Genomic DNA, 24660 nt, shown 5'->3' on the forward strand with positions numbered 1-24660 from the left:
TAAAAAAAGAAGTGAGGTAGAATGAATACGGTTGTTATCCTATGTATTCATATTTTTAAAAGTAGTGCTAATTATTTTCCACACTTTTAGTTGAATTTAAATGAAAACTGTTGTATCTATCGGGAAAAAATGGTAATCTTTACAAATGAAAGGGTACTACTTATTAGTGTTCTTAGTAAACTGCTAAAAAAGAAAACCCTCACATAAAAACAACACTCACTTAAAGGAGACCGATTAATATGGAAAAGAAAGAATTTCACGTAGTAGCAGAAACTGGAATCCACGCACGTCCAGCTACATTATTAGTACAAACAGCAAGCAAATTTAACTCTGATGTAAACTTAGAGTATAAAGGTAAATCAGTAAACTTGAAATCTATCATGGGCGTTATGTCTTTAGGTGTGGGTCAAGGTTCTGACGTTACAATCACAGCTGAAGGTGCTGACGAAGCAGACGCAATGGCAGCTATCGTTGATACAATGAAGAAAGAAGGATTATCTGAATAATGGTTGAAATGCTAAAAGGGATTGCCGCTAGTGACGGCGTTGCCGTTGCAAAAGCTTACCTGCTAGTTCAACCGGATTTAACATTCAGTAAGACAACAGTAGAAGATACAGCAGCTGAAGCATCTCGTTTAGATGATGCTTTAGCAAAATCTACTGAAGAATTGCAACAAATTCGTGAAAAAGCAGCGCAAAGCTTAGGTGAAGCAGAAGCGCAAGTATTTGACGCACACTTGATGGTTCTGTCTGATCCAGAAATGGTTGGTCAAATTAAACAAAACATTAATGATAACAGCGTAAACGCTGAATCAGCATTAAAAGAAGTAACTGATATGTATATCAGTATGTTCGAAGCTATGGAAGACAACGCTTATATGCAAGAACGTGCGGCTGATATCCGCGACGTTGCGAAACGTATTTTAGCGCATTTACTAGGTGTGACATTACCAAATCCATCAATGATTAACGAAGAAGTAGTTGTTGTTGCTCATGATTTGACACCAAGTGATACTGCTCAATTAGATCGCAATTTTGTTAAAGCGTTTGTAACTGACATCGGCGGACGTACTTCACACTCAGCGATCATGGCACGTTCTTTAGAAATCCCAGCGATCGTAGGTACAAAAGAAATCACTGCTAAAGTCAAAGAAGGCGACATGTTAGCTGTTAACGGGATTGAAGGCGATGTAATCGTTGATCCTACAGCTGAACAAAAAGCTGAATTTGAAAAAATCGGTGCTGAATACGCTGCTCAAAAAGCAGAATGGGAAAAATTAAAAAATGCTGAAACTGTTACTGCTGATGGCAAACATTTTGAATTAGCAGCAAATATTGGTACACCAAAAGATTTAGTTGGTGTTCATAATAACGGCGGGGAAGCGGTTGGTCTTTACCGTACAGAATTCTTGTACATGGATTCTCCTGATTTCCCAACTGAAGATGACCAATATGAAGCATATAAAGCAGTTCTTGAAGGTATGGAAGGTAAACCGGTTGTCGTGCGTACGATGGATATCGGTGGCGATAAAGAATTACCTTACTTACAATTGCCTCATGAAATGAACCCATTCTTAGGCTATCGTGCATTACGAATCAGCTTGTCAGAACAAGGTGACGAAATGTTCCGTACGCAAATGCGCGCATTATTACGTGCATCTGTTCATGGAAACTTACGTATCATGTTCCCAATGGTAGCGACTCTTAAAGAATTCCGTGCTGCAAAAGCAATCTTTGAAGACGAAAAACAAAAATTATTGAATGAAGGCGTGGAAGTATCTGATACGATCCAAGTCGGCATCATGATCGAAATTCCAGCAGCAGCTGTCTTAGCTGACAAGTTTGCTAAGGAAGTTGACTTCTTCTCAGTAGGAACGAATGACTTGATCCAATACACTATGGCAGCTGACCGTATGAACGAACGTGTTTCATACTTGTATCAACCTTACAACCCATCAATCCTACGTTTGATTAAAAACGTGATCGATGCAGCGCATGCTGAAGGTAAATGGGCTGGTATGTGTGGCGAAATGGCTGGGGATCAAACCGCAGTTCCGCTACTTGTAGGTATGGGATTAGATGAATTCTCAATGAGTGCAACATCAATCTTGAAAACACGTAGTTTAATGAAACGTTTAGATACAACGAAGATGGCAGAACTTGCTGATCGTGCTTTGAAAGAATGTGACACGATGGAAGAAGTCGTTGAACTTGTAAATGAATACGTAAAATAATAATACGAGTAAAAGCTGGTACAGCGATAGTAGCTGTATCAGCTTTTTACAATGGGATTTTTACATATAGGTAAAAATAAGGAATGAAAAATAGAGTTATTTTAAAATAGGGCTTAAGTTTGAGTGACAGGTTCAGCGCTATGTTATACTATATAAATGAAGGAGGACGTAAGGTGAAGGTATTATTATATTTTGAAAGTGAAAAAATACTTGCGAAATCTGGTATTGGACGAGCGCTTGACCACCAAAAACGTGCTCTAAAAGAAATGGGGATTCCCTACACGCTAGATAGTAAAGATGACTATGATATCTTACACATCAATACATATGGTATCAATAGTCACAATATGGTCAATAAAGCAAGAAAAGACGGCAAGAAGATCGTCTATCATGCTCACTCAACAGAGGAAGATTTTCGTAACTCATTTATTGGCTCTAATCAATTATCGCCATTAGTAAAAAAATATTTAGTGGGATTATATCAAAAGGCGGATTATCTCATCACACCTACGCCATATTCTAAACGATTACTGGAAAGTTACGGCATAGATTTACCGATCCAATCGATATCAAATGGGATTGATCTAAAAAAATATCAACCAGATCCAATCAAAGAACAAAAATTTCGCGACTATTTCAAATTATCACCAGATCAGAAAGTGATTATCTGTGTTGGCCTTTTTTTTGCTCGTAAAGGGATCATTGATTTTGTAGAAATTGCAAAAAAACTCCCGGAATATACATTTATTTGGTTTGGACATGTACCTATGTATTCGATCCCAAAAAATATCCGACAGATTGTGAAAGAAGAACACCCAGATAATGTGATCTTTCCAGGATATATTCGGGGAGAAATTATTGAGGGTGCATACTCAGGCGCTGACCTTTTTTTCTTCCCATCTTATGAAGAAACAGAAGGAATTGTAGTATTAGAGGCACTAGCAAGTAAGCAAAATGTTCTTGTACGAGACATTCCAGTCTATGATGGCTGGTTAGAAGATAAAAAAAATTGTTACATGGGTCGCTCTAATGAAGAATTTACCGTATTGATCAAAAAGATCGTGGAAGAAGAAGTTCCTAGTCTAGTGGCAGCTGGATATCAGACTGCCCAAGCACGAAGTATTGAGAAAATTGGTGAGCAACTGAAATTGGTGTATACACAAGTGTTAGAAGAAGCAGATTCTTCCATAAATGAAAGACAAAATAATAAAGGGTAGTTTGGAGGCAAAAAATCATGAAAATTGGCTTTTTTACCGATACCTATTTTCCGCAGGTAAGCGGAGTTGCTACATCGATCAAAACCTTAAAAAATGAACTAGAAAAACATGGACATGAAGTCTATATTTTTACGACAACCGATCCAAATGCTGATAAAATAGAAAAAGATGTCATTCGTATGCCGAGTGTTCCATTCGTTTCCTTTAAAGATCGGCGAATAGTGGTACGAGGTATGTGGTACGCTTATTTAGTAGCGAAGGAACTTGAATTAGAACTGATTCATACTCATACAGAATTTGGTGCAGGGATTTTAGGTAAAATGGTTGCTAAAAAGCTGAAAATACCATTGATCCATACGTATCATACGATGTATGAAGATTATCTACACTATATTGCTAAAGGCAAAGTGATACGTCAATCTCATGTCAGATATCTCTCCCGCTTATTTGTTAACCATACAACAGGAGTTGTCTGTCCCAGTGAACGAGTAATTGATACATTAAGAAGTTATGGTGTTGTCGCACCACTTCGAGTGATTCCTACAGGGATCGATATTGAGAAATTTAAAAGGGAAGGAATCACGCAAAAAGCTATCAAAGAAATCAGAGGATCGCTGAATATCAAAGATGATGAGTTAATGATCTTATCTTTAAGTCGTATCTCTTATGAAAAAAATATTCAAGCATTGGTCCAGGGGTTTCCCCAAGTTCTAAAAGCATATCCCAATGCACGAATGGTGATCGTTGGCAAAGGGCCTTACCTTGAAGAGTTGCAAGAGCTAATCAACGAACTAGCATTGGATGAATTTGTCCAATTTACTGGAGAAGTCGATAACGAAGATGTGGCATTGTATTATAAAGCAGCTGATTACTTTGTTAGTGCCTCAACTTCAGAAACACAAGGTTTAACTTATACGGAAGCAATGGCTTCAGGGACACCTTGTGTAATTGAGGGAAATGCTTATCTTAATCGTTTGTTTGATCATCCCTCCCTTGGGAAAACATTTGAAACCGATGAGGATTTCGCACCAGCACTTATTGATTATATAAAAAGTGAAGTCCCTCGTGACCAAAAAGTATTGGAATCAAAATTATATGATATTTCCTCTACGCACTTTGGAGAAGCGATGATTGAATTTTATGAAGATATGATTATCTATCATGAAAAAGAAATGCAACGAAAAGAAGAAGAGGCATCCATCGAAAGAATAAAAATCAAATTAAATTCATTTAAACGATAAATTTAGGTATTTATCCTAAAAAAATCTTTGTTTCTGGCGTATACTTAGCATAGAGACAAAGATTTTTTGATTTTTAGGAGGTCACGAATATGAAATTAGGTTTTATCGGGACAGGAGTCATGGGACGCGCAATCACTGAGCATCTTATGAACGCAGGACATGAAGTAACTGTCTATAATCGAACAAAAGCAAAAACGGATGAGCTAGTCAAAAAAGGAGCCATTTGGGCTGAAACACCTAAAGATGTCACTAAAAATAGTGAGATCATCTTTTCGATGGTTGGTTATCCCCAAGATGTAGAAGAAATTTACTATGGCGAAAATGGGATCTTTGCAACGGATGTCCAAGATCGAATTTTGGTTGATCTAACAACTAGTACCCCAACGCTTGCAGAAAAAATTGCAAAAACAGCCACAGAAAAAGGTGCAGCTGCTTTAGATGCACCAGTTTCAGGTGGAGATCTGGGTGCGAAGAATGCCACTTTGACAATCATGGTTGGTGGTGAAAAAAGTGTCTATGAAAAAGTTTTACCTTTGTTTCAAGTGATGGGATCTACTTTTACTTTACATGGGACAGCAGGAAAAGGCCAACATGCGAAAATGGCAAATCAAATCATGATTGCAGGGACTATGACAGGCATGACCGAGTTACTTGCTTATGCTTCAAAAGCAGGACTTGATTTTGAAAAAGTCATTGAAACAGTCTCAGGAGGCAGTGCTGCAAACTGGTCATTAAGTAATTATGCTCCTCGTATTTTAAAAGAGGATTATACGCCAGGATTTTTTGTTAAACATTTTATTAAAGATTTGAAAATTGCGTTAGATGAAGCAGATAAAATGGCATTGAAGTTACCAGCGACAACGCAAGCTTTAAAATTATATGAACAATTAGCAGATCAGGGATTTGAAAATGACGGTACTCAAGCATTGATTAAGCTTTGGTGGCCTGAAGGAAAGAACCCAGAAAAAAAATCTTAAAAAACTCGCTTTTTTTGGAGAAAATCAATGCAAGTCGTCTGTGCTTTTGTTACAATATAACAGAAATAAGAAAAGGAGGACCTCCGATGGCACATTCACAATTAGTTGCAATCATTAAACGACTGGAGGCAATGGTCGAATCAGCAGATAATGAACTGCAAGTCCGTCGTTTTGAAAAAGAGGGCGTTGAAAAATGTACAGTTACTTATGACAAAGCAACTGAAACATTTGAATTAACTGAAACAGATTCACATCAACAATATGAATTTGACAATATCGATATCGTTGCAATGGAAATTTATGACTTGATCCAATAAAAGATCATGAAAGAAGCGTTCAGCTCTGAGCAACCAAGAGAGGATTTTTTAGAAAATCTTCTCTTGGTGCTTTAGAGCTGCTTTTTTTATGGCTTAATGGATCAGGCTTCGTTCGTAAGAAGTCTTCTTGAAGTGACCAGGATGGGCGTGTTCTATCCACAAGCGTTCGTATCAGCAAGAGACTGCTCCGATGAATAGAAGAAAAAGTGTGACGCCTATTTTTCCTTAGATTTTTTTCGGCTAGTGAGAAGATTAGGGGAATAATTGGTTAAATGGATAAAACAACGAAAAGAAACCGTGAACTGTAGACCAATGTTTGGTAGTTCAAGGTTTCTTTTTATTTTACAATTCATTTTGGGCGTGAATTTTCTTATGGTAACTCATTAGTATAAGGACGGGGTCAATTTCTTCTTTTTGCAACTGTCGCTTCAAGGACAAACCAGCTTTTGCATTTTCATAATAAAAATAAGGAGATTCATCATTAGACGTAATGGCCGTTTCAGCCAGTTGACCGTAACAAATCAAATAATGTTTTTGTTTCGTTTCGTCCGCTGCCAGAGGTAAATGGAAAGTGATTTTAGGCGTCCTTAGAAATAGTTTCTGCGCCTGTATTCTTTTAATGAAAGCTGTGGATAACTCAATATCTTGTTGGATTTGGGCAGCTTTTTCAAAATTCAATTGTTCGATAAAATGATTTTGCCTTTTCTTCAAGTAAGTGATTAGTTTTTTATTGCGCCCTTGCAACAGATTTTGAATCTCTTTTTTCTTTTGTTCAAATGACAACTGATTCATTTCCGGTAATTGTGTATTTAAAGCTAAAAGGCTGATTTCAGACAGCCACGGCATCTGATAGGTTTCTTCAATGATGCGTAAAATAGCCGGCATTTTTTTGTAAAGTCGAAAGGGACCGTAAGTACGGGCAAGTGGCATATCCGAAAGGGAAAAACCATTATTTGTAATATGTAAATAATTATAGTTACTAAAATAGTTCATTTGACGGTTGTAAAAAGGGCGGTAGTACTGGATTAATTGACATTCTAACAATAGTGCATCTAATTCAGTATCCACGACGACAAAATCAAAGTCAGCGATATGATGAATCAATCGGCGAACTTTTTTTGAATGTTGTTTACTATGACGAAAATAACTACTTACACGATTTTTTAATTGTTTCGCTTTTCCCACGTAAATCACAGTTCCGGTATGATCTTTCATCAAGTATACCCCAGGAAGCAAGGGGAGTTTTTTTACTTTTTCTTTCAACGTTCTTTCTCCTTTTTTATCAAAAAATACTATATCAAATTTACGGCAAAGGAACAACCTTTTCGTTTGCTGAGTATTAAGTAAAAATAGTTTGATAATCAAAATATTTATTTGAGAAATATTTTTAATGTTTAAATGAGTGATTGTTGATTTAATAGGATTTTAAAATGAATTTTTTCTTAGAAAAAGTTCATAATCGAAAAAAATGAGCTTTTTAGGTTGCATTTTGAAAAAAGTTAAGATATAGTTTGAACATCAAATGATTTGATAATCAAACTAATTAGTGGATGGTGGAACATGGAACCAGATTTGAAAACAGTAAATGATTATCTTGTTAGTGTCTTCAATGATATTTTGACAATCGAAGAATCTGAATTAAAAAAATCTCAGTTCAAAGATTTGTCAATTACAGAGATGCATACGATCGAGGCAATCGGTATGTACAAGAAAAAAACGACTTCAGAAGTAGCCAAAGAACTGTCGATTACTGTTGGGACCTTGACCACTGCTATCAATAAGTTAGTAAAGAAAGACTATGTTGAACGCATTCGAAGTGAAGATGATCGACGAGTGGTGAAATTAGGACTGACAAAAAAAGGCAAACTTTTATATCGTGTCCATCAGCACTTTCATCGTGAAATGGTCAAAAATATCTTGGATGGCATGGCTACCGACGAACAGCAAGCTTTACTGGCTGCATTGAAAAACTTGCATGATTTTTTGCGAGATTACAAGTGAGGATTTTTAATGGAACAATTTGGAACGATCACAGCAACAGCTAGTGTCCTTCCCAAAAAAATCATTACCAATGATGATCTTTCCAAAATGATGGACACTTCAGATGAATGGATTTCATCGCGAACAGGTATCAAACAAAGGCGTTGCGTCACAGATCAAGAAACTTCTGATCTTTGCTATTTAGTAGCAGAAAAGCTCATCAAAAAAAAGAACATCGATCCGACAGAACTTGACTTCATTCTTGTAGCAACCATGTCTCCTGATTTTACGACACCCTCTGTGGCTGTCCAGGTTCAAGGTAAACTTGGTGCAACAAATGCAATTGCATTTGATCTTAGTGCAGCATGTTCAGGCTTTGTTTATGCTTTAAGCATGGCAGAGAAAATGATTCGGTGCGGTTCAAATAAAGGATTAGTGATTGGTGGCGAGACATTATCCAAATTAATCGATTGGTCTGATCGTTCAACGGCTGTCCTGTTTGGTGATGGTGCTGGTGGTGTGTTACTTGAAGCTGGTACAGAGCAGAAAATAATTGCAGAACATCTGGAAGCAGATGGCACTCGAGGATCGTCACTCACAGCTGGCTATCATTCGAACGGATCACCGGTGTATGTAAAGGATGCAAAAGGCTCTTTTTATTTATCAATGATAGGAAGAGATATCTTTGATTTTGCTGTAAGAGACGTTGCAAAAAACATTAAAGACATCACTCAAAATGTGTCAGTTGATTATCTGCTTTTACATCAAGCAAATCTTAGAATCATTGAGAAAATTGCACGCAAGGTAAAAATACCGCAAGAAAAATTCTTAACCAATATGGATAAATACGGAAATACCTCTGCTGCAAGTATTCCAATCCTATTAGATGAAGCGGTAGCTAGTGGGCAAATCACTTTAGGAAAAAAACAAAAAGTAGTATTTACAGGTTACGGTGGAGGTTTAACATGGGGAAGTATCCTCATGGAACTGTAAGCTGATAAAACATAAAATTGTAAACAATATCGGAGGAATATATAGTATGGTATTCGAAAAAATTCAAGAAATTATTGCAGAAGAGTTAGGAAAAGAAACAGAAGAAATCAAATTAACAACAAACATCCAAGAAGACTTAGAAGCTGATAGCTTGGATTTATTCCAAATCATTAATGAAATCGAAGACGAATTTGACGTGAAAATCGAAACAGAAGACGGCATCAAAACAGTTCAAGATTTAGTAACTTATGTTGAAAAACAAACTGCATAATCATTAAGATTAGGTTGGGGGCTGGGACATTTTCCTTAAATAGGAGTGTCTTGGTCCTTTTTAATAAATCAAGACATGAGCATATATCCTAAAAATATTGGAGAAAATACATGAAGACAGCATTTTTATTTAGCGGACAAGGCGCTCAGTATCCAGGCATGGGACAAGATCTCTATCAAGAAACTATCGTCAAAGAAACGTTTGATGAAGCAAGTGATATTCTAGGCTATGATATGGCGGAATTGTGTTTTTCAGAAAATGAACGACTCAATCAAACCGCTTATACACAACCAGCAATCTTAACGGTCAGCATTGCTTTTTATCGTTTGTTGAAAGAAAGAGGGATTACACCTCAAGCTGCTCTAGGATTAAGTTTAGGCGAATATTCCGCTTTAGTAGCTAGTGGAGCTTTGTCATTTAGTGAAGCAGTCGCTTTAGTGGCAAAACGAGGGGCTTATATGACTGAAGCTGCACCACTTGGTAGTGGGAAAATGGTAGCTGTTATGAATGCACCTGTAGAAGTTATTGAAGAAAGCTGTTTGGAAGCTCAACGATTAGGAATTGTTTCGCCTGCAAATTATAATACACCCCAACAAATCGTAATTGGCGGTGAAGAACAAGCAGTGGATGAAGCAGTAAGAATCATGCAAGAAAAAGGCATCAAACGAATGATTCCACTTAATGTGAGTGGTCCGTTTCATACAGCAATCTTAGCGCCAGCAGCAAAAAAATTAGCCGTTGAGCTAAAAGCGATCACTTTTAATGAGCCAACAATTCCTGTCATCAGTAATACGACAACTGAAATCATGAACAAAGATCGGATACCGACTCTGCTTGAACAACAAGTGATGAAGCCGGTACATTTTTATGAAAGCATCCATCAATTAAAAGAACTTGGTGTGGAACGTGTGATCGAAGTTGGTCCAGGTAAAGTATTAAGTGGCTTTATGAAGAAAATCGATAAAACGATTCCGGTTTTAAGAGTAGAAAATCAACAAACTTTAGAAGAAACAATGACAAGTATCGGAGGCATGTTATGGAGCTAACAGGAAAAAACGTATTTATTACAGGTAGCACAAGAGGAATTGGTGCCGCTGTGGCGCTAGCTTTTGCAAAAGCAGGCGCAAACATCGTTTTAAATGGACGAAAAGCAATTCCAGAAGAAAAAATCAATGAGATCAAAGCTCAAGGTGTGAACTGCATCGGTGTTTCTGGCGATATCTCAGATTATGAAAAAGCTGGTTTGATGGTAGAAGAAGCAGAAAAACAATTAGGATCAATCGATATTCTAATCAATAATGCAGGGATTACGAACGATAAATTATTGATGCGCATGTCAGCAGAAGATTTTAAAGCTTGTTTAGATATCAATCTAACAGGAACATTCAATATGACACAACACGTTTTAAAGAAAATGATGAAAAAACGTGAAGGTGCAATTATCAACTTGTCAAGTGTTTCAGGATTGATTGGTAACGTCGGACAAGCCAATTACGCAGCAAGCAAAGCAGGTGTCGTTGGTTTTACAAAATCTGTTGCTCGTGAGGCGGCTGCACGCGGTGTTACATGTAATGCCATTGCTCCTGGTTTTATCGCTACGGATATGACCGAAGTGTTATCTGATAAAGTCAAAGAGCAAGTAGTAAAACAAATTCCAATGCAACGTTTTGGCAGCGTGGAAGATGTTGCGAATGCTGCGATTTTCTTAGCAGAGAGTCCTTATATCACAGGACAGGTCATCAATGTTGATGGCGGTCTCGTGATGCACGGATAAAAAGGAGGAAAACAATAATGAATCGAGTAGTAATTACAGGCTATGGTGTCACTTCACCAATCGGTAATGATGCTGAAAGCTTTTTAGATAGTTTGCAAAAAGGAACGAATGGGATTGCTCCTATTACTAAATTTGACGCCACAGAAACTGGAATCACACTAGCAGGTGAAGTCAAAGATTTTCCATACGATAAATATTTTGTAAAAAAAGACAGCAAACGGATGGACATGTTCTCGATTTATGGGATCTATGCAGCACTAGAAGCATTAGGGATGAGCGGTCTAGATAAAGAGAAAATCGATCAAGATCGTTTTGGTGTCATTGTTGGTTCCGGTATCGGCGGATTGCCAACGATCGAAAACCAAGTGATCCGGTTACACGAAAAAGGCGCGCAACGTGTTTCACCAATGTTTGTTCCAATGGCTATTGCAAATATGGCTGCCGGCAACATTGCACTACGTGTAGGTGCTAAAGGGATTTGTACAGCAATCGTTACTGCTTGTGCGAGTGGAACGAATGCTATTGGTGAAGCTTACCGCAATATCAAACATGGTTATTCAGATGTCATTCTAGCTGGTGGGGCAGAAGCAACAATTTGTGAAATGGGAATTGCTGGCTTTGCTGCACTAACAGCTCTATCGAATGCTGAAGACCCTACTCGTGGTTCGATTCCTTTTGATGAAGAACGTAACGGTTTTGTGATGGGCGAAGGAGCGGGTATCTTAGTGATCGAATCTTTAGAACATGCTCAAGCTCGTGGTGCAAAAATCTATGGAGAAATCGTTGGTTACGGCGCTAATTGTGATGCGTTCCATATGACTGCTCCTACACCAGATGGTTCAGGCGCTGCCAAAGCAATGAAATTAGCCATGGATGAAGCGGGTATTAAGCCAGAAGATGTTGGCTATATCAATGCCCATGGGACAAGTACACCCGCTAATGATCAAGCAGAAGCAAAAGCGATCCAACTGGCATTAGGTGATTCATTCAAAGAAACATATGTCAGCAGTACGAAATCCATGACTGGACACTTATTAGGTGCAGCTGGAGGGATTGAAGCGTTAGCTACTTTAATGGCGCTGGAACATCAATTTATTCCACCAAACATCAATGTCCAAAAACAAGATCCGGAAATTGACTTGAATGTTGTCATCAATGAAAGCAAACCAGCGCAATTGACTTATGCAATGAGCAATTCGTTAGGCTTTGGTGGTCACAATGCGGTCTTGTGTATGAAACGCTGGGAGGAATAATCTTGAATATCAATGAGATCAAGGAATTAGTCAGTCAATTCGATCAATCTACTTTAACTGAATTTGATTTAAGAGAAGGTCAATTTGAATTATATATGAATAAAAATGAATCTAGTCGTGGAATGGGAACAATGGCTCCAATGCCAGTAGCTACAGAAGCGCCTAGAGATACGGTAGTACCTCAAACACCAATCCAACAAACGCCAGTTAGTGAAGCACCTCAAGCATCTGTCGAAGCATCACAAGAAAGTTTCGAAGGTGTCGAGGTAAAATCACCGATTGTTGGAATCGTCTACTTACAACCTGCCCCTGATAAACCACAATTTAAGTCAGTGGGAGATAGTGTCAAAAAAGGTGAAGTGATTTGTATCATTGAAGCAATGAAATTGATGAATGAAATCACAAGCGAAGTCGATGGGAAAATCGTTGAGATTCTTGTTGAAAATGAAGCGGTTGTTGAATACGATCAACCACTATTTAGAATTCAACCAAATTAAGCAAAAGAGGAAAGAGGAGCAATATGAACATTCAAGAAATTAAAGAAATCATACCACATCGTTATCCGCTATTGCTGATTGATCGTGTCGATGAAATGGTGGAAGGCGAACGAATCATTGCAAAGAAAAATGTGACGATCAACGAACCATTTTTCCAAGGTCACTTTCCAGAAGAACCTGTGATGCCAGGTGTTTTGATCGTTGAAGCGATGGCACAAGCAGGAGCAGTTGCGTTATTATCCTTGGAACAATTTAAAGGAAAGACTGCTTATTTTGGTGGTTTAGACAAAGCAAAATTCCGTCGAAAAGTCACTCCAGGGGATACACTGTATCTTGAAGTAGAAATTACGAAAATCAAATCTTCTGCTGGTATTGGTAAAGGAATTGCAAAAGTGGATGGCAAAAAAGTTGCTGAAGCTGAATTAACTTTTATGATTGGATAGGTGAGTTATGTTTTCAAAAGTTTTGATAGCTAATCGTGGCGAAATCGCCGTACGAATTATTCGCGCTTGTCGTGAGCTTGGTATTCAGACTGTTGCTGTTTACTCACAAGCAGATGCTGACGCATTGCATACTCAATTGGCAGATGAAGCAATTTGTATTGGTCCTGCAAAAGCGACGGACTCCTATTTGAATGTCCAAGCAGTTTTGAGTGCAGCCATCGTGACCAAAGCAGAAGCGATTCACCCAGGTTTTGGGTTCTTATCTGAAAATAGCCGTTTTGTTTCTATGTGTGAAGAATGTAATATTGCTTTTATTGGTCCAAAGAGTCGAACGATCGATGCGATGGGGAATAAAATCAATGCACGTCGCTTGATGCAAGAAGCCAATGTACCTGTTATTCCAGGAAGTGATGGCGTATTATCAACAGTTGAAGAAGCACTAACAGTAGCGGATAAGATTGGTTATCCGGTCATGCTTAAAGCTGCCGCTGGCGGTGGCGGAAAAGGGATTCGTAAAGTTTTATCAAAAGAAGAATTACCGCAACATTTTTCTTCTGCGCAGCAAGAAGCAGCAGCGGCTTTTGGAAATGATGAAATGTATTTAGAAAAAATCATTTATCCAGCAAGACATATTGAAGTACAGATCCTTGGTGATCATTATGGGCATGTCCTTCATTTAGGCGAACGAGATTGTTCTCTTCAACGAAATAATCAAAAAGTATTAGAAGAATCCCCTTCAGTGGTCATCTCTCAGAATAAAAGAGAAGAATTAGGAGCTGCGGCAGTTCGTGCAGCCAAAGCGGTTAATTATGAAAATGCTGGAACGATTGAATTTTTAATGGATGAAGCGGGAGAATTTTATTTCATGGAAATGAATACGCGGATCCAAGTCGAACATCCGGTAACTGAGATGGTTACAAACATTGACTTGGTAAAAAAACAAATTGAAATTGCTGCGGGGCAACCGTTGGAAATCAAACAAGAAGATGTGCGATTCTCTGGTCACGCCATTGAGTGTCGGATCAATGCAGAAAATCCAGCTTTTCATTTTGCACCATCACCTGGAACAATCAAAAACCTTTTGTTGCCAGCAGGAGGCATGGGCGTTCGAGTTGATAGTGCCGTTTATTCTGGCTATACGATTCCACCTTATTATGATTCAATGATCGCTAAGGTGATCGTTCATGCAGACACTCGCTTTGAGGCATTGATGAAAATGCAACGAGCGTTAAGCGAAGTGGTTACCGATGGAGTGATCACGAACGCGGAGTTCCAAATGGATTTAATCAGTCATCCAGCAGTCATCGCAGGGGACTATAGTACCGCCTTTTTACAAGAAGATTTTTTACCGAACTGGACACCTGAAACAGAGATAGGAGAAGAGTAGATGGCTTTATTCAAAAAGAAAAAATACATTCGAATTAATCCTAATCGAGCAGAACAACCAACGAATGCGCCGTCTATTCCAGATAATATGTGGGCTAAATGCCCTAATTGTAAACACATCATTTATACAAAAGATATTGGTGATGAGAAGGTTTGCCCTCATTGTAGTTATAACTTTCGTATTGGTGCTTGGCAACGATTAGCATTGATCATCGATGAAAAAAGTTTAGAAGAATGGGACACGGACTTAGTAACGAAAGATCCCTTGAACTTCCCTGATTATCAAGAAAAGATCCAAACTATGCAAGCAAAAACAGGATTGCATGAAGCGGTATTGACAGGAAAAGCAACGATTCACGGTCTGCCATTTGCGATTGGTGTCATGGATTCTAATTTCATCATGGGCAGTATGGGAACCGTTGTAGGGGAGAAAATCACCCGTTTGTTTGAACGGGCTGAAAAAGCTGGCTTACCCGTTGTCTTGTTCACTGCTTCTGGAGGAGCCAGAATGCAAGAAGGTATTTTTTCTTTGATGCAGATGGCAAAAATCTCAGCAGCTGTCAAACGTCATAGCAATGCCGGTTTGTTTTATCTAACAGTATTGACCGATCCAACTACAGGCGGCGTAACAGCGAGTTTTGCAATGGAAGGCGACGTGATCCTGGCTGAACCCCAAAGCTTGATTGGTTTTGCCGGTAGACGAGTGATCGAACAAACGATCAAACAAGAATTACCGGAAGATTTCCAAAAAGCAGAATTTCTACTTACCCATGGATTTGTTGATCAAATCGTTCCTAGAAAAGAACTAAAAGAAACGATCCATCATTTGTTGGAAATGCATACGCAGAAAGGTTGGATAAATCATGGATAAAACAGCACATGAGATCGTTCAACTGGCGCGTGAAAAGGATCGTTGGACGAGTCTTGATTTTTTTGAAGATATCTTTGAGGGGTTTCAAGAATTTCATGGCGATCGTTTATTTGGAGACGACGAAGCAGTCGTTGGTGGGGTTGCCAAATTAGATGGAAAACCTGTCACAGTTATTGGGATCCAAAAAGGACGAGACCTTCAAGAAAATATTCGTAGAAATTTTGGTTCGCCTCATCCAGAAGGCTATCGTAAAGCACTTCGTCTGATGAAACAGGCAGAAAAATTCCATCGTCCTATTATCACACTGATTAATACTGCTGGTGCCTATTGTGGTGTTGGTGCAGAAGAACGTGGTGAAGGAGAAGCGATTGCCAGAAACCTATTAGAGATGTCTGATCTAAAAGTACCGATCATTGCAATCATCATCGGTGAAGGTGGAAGCGGAGGAGCATTGGCTCTTGGCTTAGCTGATGAAGTTTGGATGCTTGAACAGACGATTTATGCTGTCTTATCTCCTGAAGGTTTTGCGTCGATCTTGTGGAAAGATGGTAGTCGAGCAGCTGAAGCGGCTGAATTAATGAAAGTTGCGGCAGCTGAATTATTAGAATTAGATGTCATCGATCGTGTGATACCGGAAACAGTAAATGGGCAAGCTTTAAGTAAAGAAAAAGTCAGTCGAATGTTACAAAAATCATTGATTGAAAAATTGACCGAACTATGTCAAACTTCCACTGAAGAGTTGCTTGAACGACGTTATCAAAGATTCCGTAAATTTTAAACAGTTATAAAGAATAAGACAAACAGTTATGCACCAAATTGAATGAATAAAGCAATCGACCTACCCACCGTTTCCTGTTAGATAACAGGAACAGCTTTGGAGGTCGATTGCTTTTTGAATTTTTCGGCTCTTTGTCAATAAGGACTGATGAATGGTGTAAAATCAAATCTGGGTCAGAATGAATTTCATTCTGTCTCAGATTTTTTTGTTATTTCACGTTGATAGTTTTTTTATTACCCTTTCTGCTTTTTTAAAAAACATTGAATACAAGGATTGGAGATTATCCTCTATCATTCATCAGAGATTTTATAAATGGGAATGCGATAATCGCTCTGTTGAATATAATCATGTGTCTACCATTTGGTTGGCATGAATATGGGTTCTATAATTTTTCAAGGAGACTGGGACAGAACTTGTCTCAGTCTCATCTAGTATCTCTAAAAAACAAATAAACATGAGACAAAAGCAGCGTCTTCGGAAAATCTGCTGAAATTTACGAAAAATTTGAGAAGCACCAAGTAGGTAACAATCAACAGCAAAAAACTAGTTTTTGTGTTTCTTGTCAATTTTTGGGAATCTCTTCTTATTTCTTGATGCTAACTACTTTTGTCTCCACTTCCTTTTTTGATATATTTAAATCTTTCTCCTGTCTAAAAGGTTGCAGGTTATTCTGCCACTTATGAACCTTTACATAAATCGTAACATGTAGATGAAAAATTTTTTCAGATGATAAGTAGTAGAGAAAGCTTGATTGATTTCCTCAATCAATGAAAAAAATACATACAACAAAACAGTTATGGTAAACGATCAAGATTCAAGAATATTAATTAGTTATATTGAGCGTTTACTCTTGATTAGAACAAGTAAAATAAAAGCTACAGGGGAGATGATCCATACGATTTTGTCAGCTTCGGTAACAAAATGGACATTGGAAAGAGATATCAATTGAAAACAGAGAAAACACCTAAAGCTGATGAAGTGGTATTGACGAGAAAGTAATGATCAAAAATAAGAGAAAAAAAGGAGTAAATATGAGTAAGAAAAAATTAACAGCAAAACGTAAAAAACAGCTATTAACGATGTTTGCGGTGGCTGGTGTGATGGGAAATGCTGGGATCGCACCAACGATGGCATTAGCGGATACTTTGTCACCAACAGCTGAAACTGCTACTGAACAAACACAGGCGAATGAAGCAAAAGAAGTCATCGATCAAACGATACAAAACGTCACAGAGCCGTTAGTAAACCCAACGGATTCAACCACTACAACTAGTGATTCATTAGCAACAACTGATGAAGCAACGGATGAAACAACTGAGAACACCCAGGAACAAGCAAAAGAACAAGAACAAGCAACAGCAGCGACTGCCGAAAGTGAAGGGGATGCAACTAATCCAACAGCTGAAGCGCCAAAAGTAGCGCAAAAAGCGAACGTGGCAGCTACCTCCGAGATAACAGGTACGTGGGGTACCAGTCCGTATACTTTTGATGAAAATACAGGGGTATTGACGATCGGAGCAGGTGAGTTAAGTGGCTATAAAGAATCACCATGGAACAGCAAAAAAGTAGATGCTAAATCCATCAAGAAAATTGTCTTGTCTGGAAAAGTAGTTGCTCCGGAAGATTCTAGACGCCTATTTTCTTATTCGTACCTTACAAATGTAACTGAAATCGAAGGATTGAGTCAATTGGATACCAGTAACGTAACAAATATGGAGTATATGTTTCACGGTATGCGCAGCGTAACAAGTCTAGATGTAAGTGGTTTTGATACCAGTAACGTAACAAATATGGATGCTATGTTTTACAGTATGAGCAACGTAACAAGTCTAGATGTAAGTGGCTTCGATACCAGTAAAGTAACAGAAATGGCGTTTATGTTTGACAGTATGAGTAGATTAACAAGTCTAGATTTAAATAGCTTTGATACCAGTAAAGTAACAGTGATGGATTCTATGTTTTTCGGTATGCAAAGTTTAACCAGTCTAGATATAAGTGGCTTTGATACCAGTAACGTAGCATATATGGGTGATATGTTTCGCCGTATGAGCAGTTTAACTAGTCTAGATTTAAGCAACTTTGACACTAGCAAAGTGACAGATATGGGTGGTATGTTTGCTGATACTCCACTTAAGAAATTAATTCTAGGAGATACCTTTAAATTTGTAGAATCAGGCTCCGAAAATGCAAAACTTACTTCTGCCTGGAAGCGAGCAGATGGTAAAGGGAAGGTTTATACAGCAGCAGATTTCATGAAAAACTATGGCACCGGTGACTTGACTGCTGGCACGTACGTTTCTGCTACAGGATGGTGGGGTACCAGTCCGTATAATTTTGATGAAAACACAGGGACATTGACGATCGAAGCAGGTGAGTTAAGTGGCTATGAAAAATCACCATGGAACAGCGGAACAGTGGATTATGAAGCAATCAAAAAAATTGTCTTGTCTGGGAAAGTAGTGGCTCCAAAATATTCTGGCTATTTGTTTAGTTCAACTTACACTGGTAAGCAACTTAAGAATGTAACTGAAATCGAAGGGTTGAGTCAACTAGATACCAGTAACGTAACAGATATGCGTTGTATGTTTTCCGATATGCGTAGCGTAATAAATCTAGATGTAAGTGGGTTTGATACTAGTAACGTAACATCTATGAATTATATGTTTAAAAATATGAGTAGCATAACAAGCCTAGATGTAAGTGGGTTTGATACCAGTAATGTAACAGGTATGTATACGATGTTTCAAGGTTTAAGTCGCGTAACAAGTCTAGATTTAAGCAACTTTGACACTCACAAAGTGACAGATATGCGTGATATGTTTGTTGATACTCCACTTAAGAAATTAATTCTAGGAGATACCTTTAAATTTGTAGAATCAGGCTCCGAAAATGCAAAACTTACTTCTGCCTGGAAGCGAGAAGATGGCACAGGGAAGGTTTATACAGCAGAAGATTTCATGAAAAACTATGGCACCGGTGATCTGACTGCTGGCACGTATGTTTCCGTTGAAACAGGCACGTGGGGCACTAGTCCGTATATGTTTGATGAGAAAATACAGGGGTATTGACGATCGAAGCAGGTGAATTAAGTGGCTATGAAGAATCACCTTGGAACAGCGACAAAGTAGATAGTGAAGCCATCAAGAAAATTGTCTTGGCTGGAAAAGTAGTTGCTCCGGAAGATTCTGCCTACTTATTTAGTAGTGATCTTACCGGATCCAAGTATCTTAATAATTTAACTGAAATTGAAGGGTTAAATCAATTGGATACTAGTAACGTAACAAACATGCGCGAGATGTTTAAAGAGATGAGTAACTTAACAAGTTTAGATGTAAGTAGCTTTGACACCAGCAAAGTAACAGATATGTCTTATATGTTTTATAGGAACGGCGTAACAAGTTTAGATGTAAGTGGCTTTGATACCAGTAAAGTCACAGTTATGAGTTATATGTTTCTGGGTATGAAAAACATAACAAATTTGGATGTAAATGGTTGGAATACTAGTAACGTGACAAGTATGTATGGTATGTTTTCCGGTATGAGTAGCGTAACAAGTCTAGATGTAAGTGGTTTTGATACTTGTAACGTAACAACTATGCGCGAGATGTTTAGAGAGATGGGGAACTTAACAAGCCTAGATCTAAGTGGCTTTGATACTAGTAATGTAACAGATATGAGTACAATGTTTTACGATATGGATAACTTAACAAGTCTAGATGTAAGTAGCTTTGACACTAGCAAAGTAACAACGATGGGAAGTATGTTTAAGAATACACCTCTTGCTAAATTAACACTAGGCGATCACTTTAAGGCGGTTGGAGACACTGGTTTATCAGCACCGAAAGCATTGAACGATGGAGATCAGCTGACAGGAAATTGGATTCGTGAAGATGGTCAGTCCAAAGGCTATTCACCTGCTGACTTTATGACAAATTACGGAACTGGGGATTTAACGGCAGGAACTTATGTGGCAGAACTAGTGAAAAGTGAGTTGAAACCACAAGAATATCATGTAGGAGATGTCAATATTACTGGAACCTACACAGGGGATATGTCTCTCGGCCGATTAACCGTTAATGGCAAAGTGGTTAGCTGGGGCGGTAGCTTCAAAGATGGTCAATTCAGCTATTATGTCGGTGTTGGCAAATTAAAAGTCGGCGACAAAGTCGTATTAGATGGCTACAACAAAGAGAAGGAATTGATAGATTCCAAAGAGATTGAAGTGATTTCCGAATCTTCAGGATCAATTGATCAGGTGGACACTTATAAGCTAGGTGATTCAACCATTACTGGATCTTATACGGGGGATATCCATAAAGGAAAACTAGTAGTGAATGGGGAAGTAATCAGCTGGGGCGGAACCTATAAAGATGGCAAGTTTAGCTATTATGTGAACTCTCAAATCATCAAAGCAGGGGATCAAGCAACGATTCAAGGCTATGATAAATTCGATACACCACTAGGGGACCCACAACCAGTGACTATAGGAGAACAACTGGGTCAATTAACAGAAGCCCATCGTGTGGGAATCAGTACAGTGATCGAAGGAAGCTACACAGGCGATGTTTACCAAGGAATCTTGTTGGTCAATGGCGAAAAAGTTAGTCAAGGCGGCAGCTTCAAAGATGGCAAGTTCAGTTATTATGTAGGAAACCTTAAAGTGTCAGAAGACGATCAGGTAGTCTTGATGGGTGCCAACAATCGAGGACAACAAATTCCAGGATCAGAGATTGATGTCACTATTCAAACACCAACAGCTGAAATCAACGAATTGACTTATAAAATCGGCACACAAACGATCAAAGGAGCCTATGGTTCTGATACCCAAGTTCACCAAGGGCACTTGTTTGTCAATGGTAAACTGATCAGTAAAGGTGGGAGCTTTAAGGATGGGGCAATCAGTTATTATGTGAAGCCAGACCTAATCAAAGCTGATGATCAAGTAACAATGAATTTCTATGATGGAAGTGGCAACTTATTGGCTGAAAACCAAACAGTTTCTGTTAATTAAGGAAAAAACAAATTAATGTAAGTCTAAAAACTGGGGCATTGATTAGAAAAAATCTGATCAATGTCTCAGTTTTCTTGATTTAAGATACGCTCAAAATTCAAACAGGTTGAGCTAAATGAGGAATACCGGAATGTGTACAGAGGTTTATATTTAGTAAAATAAGATCTGTTTAGAGACCATACGATGATTCTAAGATTATTTAGAATTAATCAGTTGCATAATTAGTTGGTCAAACAAGCTGATTGAGAATTACTTAGAATAGGAAACTTAGTTGAGCACAGAAGGGGTTGAAACAAACATGTTTAGTATCAAGTAATTCCAACTAATTTTCCGAAGATGCTACTTTTGTCTCCGTTTCTTTTCTTTGGATAAGTGCAAGGTTCTACTAGCATTCCTATAGTGTGAATGAATTTTGCGCAAACAATCCAACTGCAGACTAGAATACACTCAGAGTGAACGGCGGTTATAACGGACTAGATTCCCGCTGTTTTTGTTATCAAGATAAGGATTCTAATGTGAGTGTAGATAGGATCTAGAAGACAATAATCTAACTGATTTTAATCCTATTATCAGTAGAACAATGAAAAATACTAGTAATCAGACATGGAATTTGATTCCCAGATCTAATTGAACTCTGATAAATATTATTTGCACATAAAGAGTGTTTCGCATCAAGAAGTAGAATTTCCAAAATTTCCTTCTTGAATGTTTGATGACTTTTATCTTCTTGCGGGAGATTAACTAACCTTATCTGTGGTTACACCTGTAAAAGAGCTAAGATGACTTTTTCGTTCTTAGCTCTTTTTCATTTTATTGAAAACTATTCTAAAATAATTATTCTTTTATTTGTTTTATATACAATATATTCGCCTTAAAATACATTTTTTTAAATAAATATACAAAAAATGCTTTTTTTTTGAAAGTTTCATGCTATAATTACTTCACTTAATACAAAAGTTTTAACGTAGGAGGAAAATGACATGAAAAAATTCTTTGGGATGTTAACGGTACTGTTTGCACTAGCGACTTTAGGTGCATGTGGCAGCAGCAATACGACTGCTCAAGGTCAGGAAAAGGATCAGTTAGCAGCGATTAAAAAAAGCGGGGTACTAAAAGTAGCTACGTCGGCTGATTACGCGCCGTTTGAGTTTCATACGATGGTTGACGGGAAAGATAAAATCGTAGGATCTGATATTGACTTAGCTAAAGCAATCGCGAAAGAACTAGGAGTAAAAGCTGAAGTATCAGATATGAATTTCAATACCGTTTTAGCTTCCTTAAAAGAAGGTAAAGCAGATCTTGCTATTTCAGCGATTTCTGCCACAGATGAAAGAAAACAACAATTTGATTTCACAGACAATTATTACAACCCACCACAAGTGGTAATCATCAACAAAAAAAATAAAGAAATCTATCGCAATGCGAATGACCTAAAAGATAAAAATGTGGGTGCTCAAAAGGGATCCATTCAAGAGGAATTAGTTAAGACGCAACTGAAAGGTGCGAAGCTTGTGACAATCGACAAAGTTCCCAACATGATCGTTGAAGTTAACCAAGGCTCATTAGCTGCGACAGTCGTTGAAAAAACGATCGCCGAATCATATATCGCCCAAAATCCTGATCTGATGATCGCTGATATTTCACTTGAGCCAGCTCCTGATGAAGCCTTTGCTATTGCGTTACCTAAAGAAAGCAGTCAACTACAAAAAGAATTAAACCAAATCATCAAAAAGTTGAATGATGAAGGAAAAATTGAAGAATTTATTCAACAAAATAACGAATTAGCTGAAAAAACAGCGACAGAATAGAGGTCAGGCAGAGTGGATTTTTCTTTTTTAGATAAATATTTCCCTTATTTTTTATCAGGTACAGGAATAACAATCATGATTTCGGTCGTCACAGTGATCTTGGGAACGGGTATCGGTTTACTTATGGCGTTACTAAAATTGTCCAAAAAGAAACCGTTGAATGTTTTAGCTAATGTCTATATCGAAGTGTTACGAGGAACACCGATGCTTCTACAAATCATGATCGGCTTTTTATTGCTTCAAGGATTTTTTCCTTCAAAAGATCTAGAAGTAGGTGTTTTAACTGTTGATCTTGGCCGCCTGCTTCCAGGAATGATCGTGTTATCTTTAAATTCCGGTGCCTATGTGGCAGAGATCATCCGTGGGGGGATCCTGGCAGTGAACAACGGTCAAACAGAAGCCTCCTATTCATTAGGGTTGCGTCCAGCACAAACGATGCGTTACGTGATTTTACCACAAGCATTAAGAAATATTTTGCCTCCTTTAGGCAATGAATTTATTACGTTGATTAAAGATTCTTCCCTGTTGACTGCGATCGGAATCAATGAACTGATGGGAGCGGCGCAAATCGTCATATCCAATTCGTATGTTCCATTAGAGCCTTATTTTATAGCAGCAGCCGTTTATTTCAGCATGACGTTTGCTACTTCTAGGTTACTAAATCGCTGGGAGAAAAGATTAGGTAAAGGATACCAAGGATGAAGGGTGAAAATAGATGGCCAAATCATTGATCAAAATTACACATTTAAATAAAAAATTCGGTGAACAGGAAGTACTGAAAGACGTTTCCGCTGAAATTTATCCAGGAGAAGTCGTGGTACTTTTAGGGCCATCAGGCTCGGGAAAAAGCACTTTACTAAGATGCATCAACTTATTAGAGATACCAACTTCTGGTGAAATCAAGTTTGAAGGAATGACAATTACCGACAAGCAAAATGATATTTTTAAAACAAGAGAAAAAATGGGAATGGTTTTCCAACAGTTTAATCTATTCCCTAATATGACGGTTTTAGAAAACATCACTTTGTCACCAATCAAAGTCAAAAAGCAATCAAAAGAAGAAGCAACAAAGATTGCTAGAGATCTGCTAAAGAAAGTAGGTCTGCTAGAAAAAGCCGATACTTATCCTCAGTCTTTATCTGGGGGGCAACAACAACGGGTCGCCATTGCGAGAGCTTTAGCCATGCAACCCGACGTCATGCTATTTGATGAGCCGACTTCAGCTCTTGATCCGGAGATGGTCGGAGAAGTGTTAGAAATCATGTTGCAATTAGCTCGTGAAGGGATGACTATGATCATTGTGACTCACGAAATAGGCTTTGCAAAAGAAGTCAGTGATCGAGTTCTATTTATGGATGGAGGAACCATTCTTGAAGAAGGTACACCGACGGCTATTTTTGAACAAACCAGTCATCCACGAACAGTCGCATTTTTATCCAAAATATTATAAAAGTCAGTAACATCCAAAGAATAAAAAATCGAATGAAAACTCTCGAAACAGTTTCTCGTGTTTGGAGAGTTTTTATTTTATCAGTGTAGTCAAACGGATGATTTCTTCTCTTTTAAAAGTGTTTGGTAACTTCGGTCTGTTCATCATTTCAGGTTAATAG

At 38.1% G+C, this 24660-nt stretch carries 21 protein-coding genes and 1 pseudogene; 21 read left to right on the forward strand and 1 reads right to left on the reverse strand.

Annotation, left to right across the window (positions count from 1 at the left end; genetic code table 11):
- The first annotated feature begins 239 nt into the window (after positions 1-239).
- From IGK91_RS03965 to IGK91_RS03990, 6 genes are all read left to right on the forward strand, one after another.
- Positions 240-506, forward strand: a complete 267-nt coding sequence (locus IGK91_RS03965) for a phosphocarrier protein HPr (RefSeq protein WP_010719685.1) — start codon at positions 240-242, stop codon at positions 504-506.
- Entirely contained in the window at positions 506-2233 is a 1728-nt protein-coding gene (gene ptsP / locus IGK91_RS03970; RefSeq protein WP_010719684.1) for a phosphoenolpyruvate--protein phosphotransferase, read from the forward strand. Before IGK91_RS03965 ends, ptsP begins: the two co-directional genes overlap by 1 nt.
- A gap of 173 nt (positions 2234-2406) precedes the next feature.
- A complete protein-coding gene (locus tag IGK91_RS03975) occupies positions 2407-3450 on the forward strand; it encodes a glycosyltransferase (protein ID WP_014834761.1) in 1044 nt (347 codons plus the stop codon).
- Between the two features lie 17 nt (positions 3451-3467).
- Positions 3468-4691, forward strand: coding sequence for a glycosyltransferase family 4 protein (locus tag IGK91_RS03980; protein ID WP_010719682.1), 1224 nt, complete (start codon positions 3468-3470; stop codon positions 4689-4691).
- A gap of 89 nt (positions 4692-4780) precedes the next feature.
- A complete protein-coding gene (locus IGK91_RS03985) occupies positions 4781-5668 on the forward strand; it encodes an NAD(P)-dependent oxidoreductase (protein ID WP_010738140.1) in 888 nt (295 codons plus the stop codon).
- An 86-nt stretch (positions 5669-5754) separates the two neighbouring features.
- Entirely contained in the window at positions 5755-5985 is a 231-nt protein-coding gene (locus tag IGK91_RS03990; protein WP_010719680.1) for a YkuJ family protein, read from the forward strand.
- A 342-nt stretch (positions 5986-6327) separates the two neighbouring features.
- Here the strand turns inward: IGK91_RS03990 and IGK91_RS03995 are convergent, their stop codons facing one another.
- Positions 6328-7200: a GIY-YIG nuclease family protein gene (locus tag IGK91_RS03995; protein WP_179133086.1), complete on the reverse strand. Its 873-nt coding sequence runs from the start codon at positions 7198-7200 to the stop codon at positions 6328-6330.
- A gap of 345 nt (positions 7201-7545) precedes the next feature.
- On the opposite strand from IGK91_RS03995, the gene fabT reads away from it, so the two are divergent.
- The 15 genes and pseudogenes from fabT to IGK91_RS04070 all read left to right on the forward strand — a co-directional run bounded on the left by fabT (position 7546) and on the right by IGK91_RS04070 (position 24500).
- Complete coding sequence (gene fabT / locus IGK91_RS04000) at positions 7546-7986, forward strand: fatty acid biosynthesis transcriptional regulator FabT (protein ID WP_010719678.1); 441 nt, start codon at positions 7546-7548, stop codon at positions 7984-7986.
- A 9-nt stretch (positions 7987-7995) separates the two neighbouring features.
- Positions 7996-8958 carry a beta-ketoacyl-ACP synthase III gene (locus tag IGK91_RS04005; RefSeq protein WP_081123510.1) on the forward strand — a complete coding sequence of 321 codons (963 nt, stop codon included), beginning with the start codon at positions 7996-7998 and terminating at the stop codon, positions 8956-8958.
- A 46-nt stretch (positions 8959-9004) separates the two neighbouring features.
- Complete coding sequence (locus IGK91_RS04010; protein ID WP_005876288.1) at positions 9005-9229, forward strand: acyl carrier protein; 225 nt, start codon at positions 9005-9007, stop codon at positions 9227-9229.
- A 110-nt stretch (positions 9230-9339) separates the two neighbouring features.
- Positions 9340-10275: an ACP S-malonyltransferase gene (gene fabD, locus IGK91_RS04015; RefSeq protein WP_010738137.1), complete on the forward strand. Its 936-nt coding sequence runs from the start codon at positions 9340-9342 to the stop codon at positions 10273-10275.
- On the forward strand, positions 10266-11003 hold the full coding sequence (gene fabG, locus IGK91_RS04020) for a 3-oxoacyl-[acyl-carrier-protein] reductase (RefSeq protein ID WP_010719675.1): 738 nt from the start codon (positions 10266-10268) through the stop codon (positions 11001-11003). The genes fabD and fabG overlap by 10 nt, the downstream gene beginning before the upstream one ends.
- Before the next feature lie 17 nt (positions 11004-11020).
- Positions 11021-12256: a beta-ketoacyl-ACP synthase II gene (gene fabF, locus IGK91_RS04025; protein ID WP_010719674.1), complete on the forward strand. Its 1236-nt coding sequence runs from the start codon at positions 11021-11023 to the stop codon at positions 12254-12256.
- A gap of 2 nt (positions 12257-12258) precedes the next feature.
- Positions 12259-12753: an acetyl-CoA carboxylase biotin carboxyl carrier protein gene (accB, locus tag IGK91_RS04030; RefSeq protein ID WP_010738136.1), complete on the forward strand. Its 495-nt coding sequence runs from the start codon at positions 12259-12261 to the stop codon at positions 12751-12753.
- Positions 12754-12776: 23 nt separating this feature from the next.
- A complete protein-coding gene (gene fabZ / locus IGK91_RS04035) occupies positions 12777-13196 on the forward strand; it encodes a 3-hydroxyacyl-ACP dehydratase FabZ (protein WP_081123511.1) in 420 nt (139 codons plus the stop codon).
- A 7-nt stretch (positions 13197-13203) separates the two neighbouring features.
- Positions 13204-14583, forward strand: a complete 1380-nt coding sequence (locus IGK91_RS04040; protein ID WP_081123512.1) for an acetyl-CoA carboxylase biotin carboxylase subunit — start codon at positions 13204-13206, stop codon at positions 14581-14583.
- A complete protein-coding gene (accD, locus tag IGK91_RS04045; protein WP_010738134.1) occupies positions 14584-15453 on the forward strand; it encodes an acetyl-CoA carboxylase, carboxyltransferase subunit beta in 870 nt (289 codons plus the stop codon). It abuts the gene before it with no gap.
- Entirely contained in the window at positions 15446-16231 is a 786-nt protein-coding gene (locus IGK91_RS04050; protein WP_010738133.1) for an acetyl-CoA carboxylase carboxyl transferase subunit alpha, read from the forward strand. The genes accD and IGK91_RS04050 overlap by 8 nt, the downstream gene beginning before the upstream one ends.
- A 1031-nt stretch (positions 16232-17262) precedes the next feature.
- A pseudogene (locus IGK91_RS04055) lies at positions 17263-21242 on the forward strand (BspA family leucine-rich repeat surface protein).
- 980 nt (positions 21243-22222) lie between these two features.
- Positions 22223-23050 (forward strand): transporter substrate-binding domain-containing protein, encoded by an 828-nt coding sequence (locus tag IGK91_RS04060; protein WP_010738131.1) that lies wholly within the window; start codon positions 22223-22225, stop codon positions 23048-23050.
- A 12-nt stretch (positions 23051-23062) separates the two neighbouring features.
- Positions 23063-23752: an amino acid ABC transporter permease gene (locus IGK91_RS04065; RefSeq protein ID WP_010738130.1), complete on the forward strand. Its 690-nt coding sequence runs from the start codon at positions 23063-23065 to the stop codon at positions 23750-23752.
- Positions 23753-23765: 13 nt separating this feature from the next.
- Entirely contained in the window at positions 23766-24500 is a 735-nt protein-coding gene (locus IGK91_RS04070) for an amino acid ABC transporter ATP-binding protein (protein WP_010738129.1), read from the forward strand.
- The last annotated feature ends 160 nt before the right edge of the window (positions 24501-24660 follow it).

The sequence above is a fragment of the Enterococcus sp. DIV1208 genome, from assembly GCF_050530455.1.
Taxonomy (GTDB): Bacteria; Bacillota; Bacilli; order Lactobacillales; family Enterococcaceae; genus Enterococcus_B; species Enterococcus_B hirae.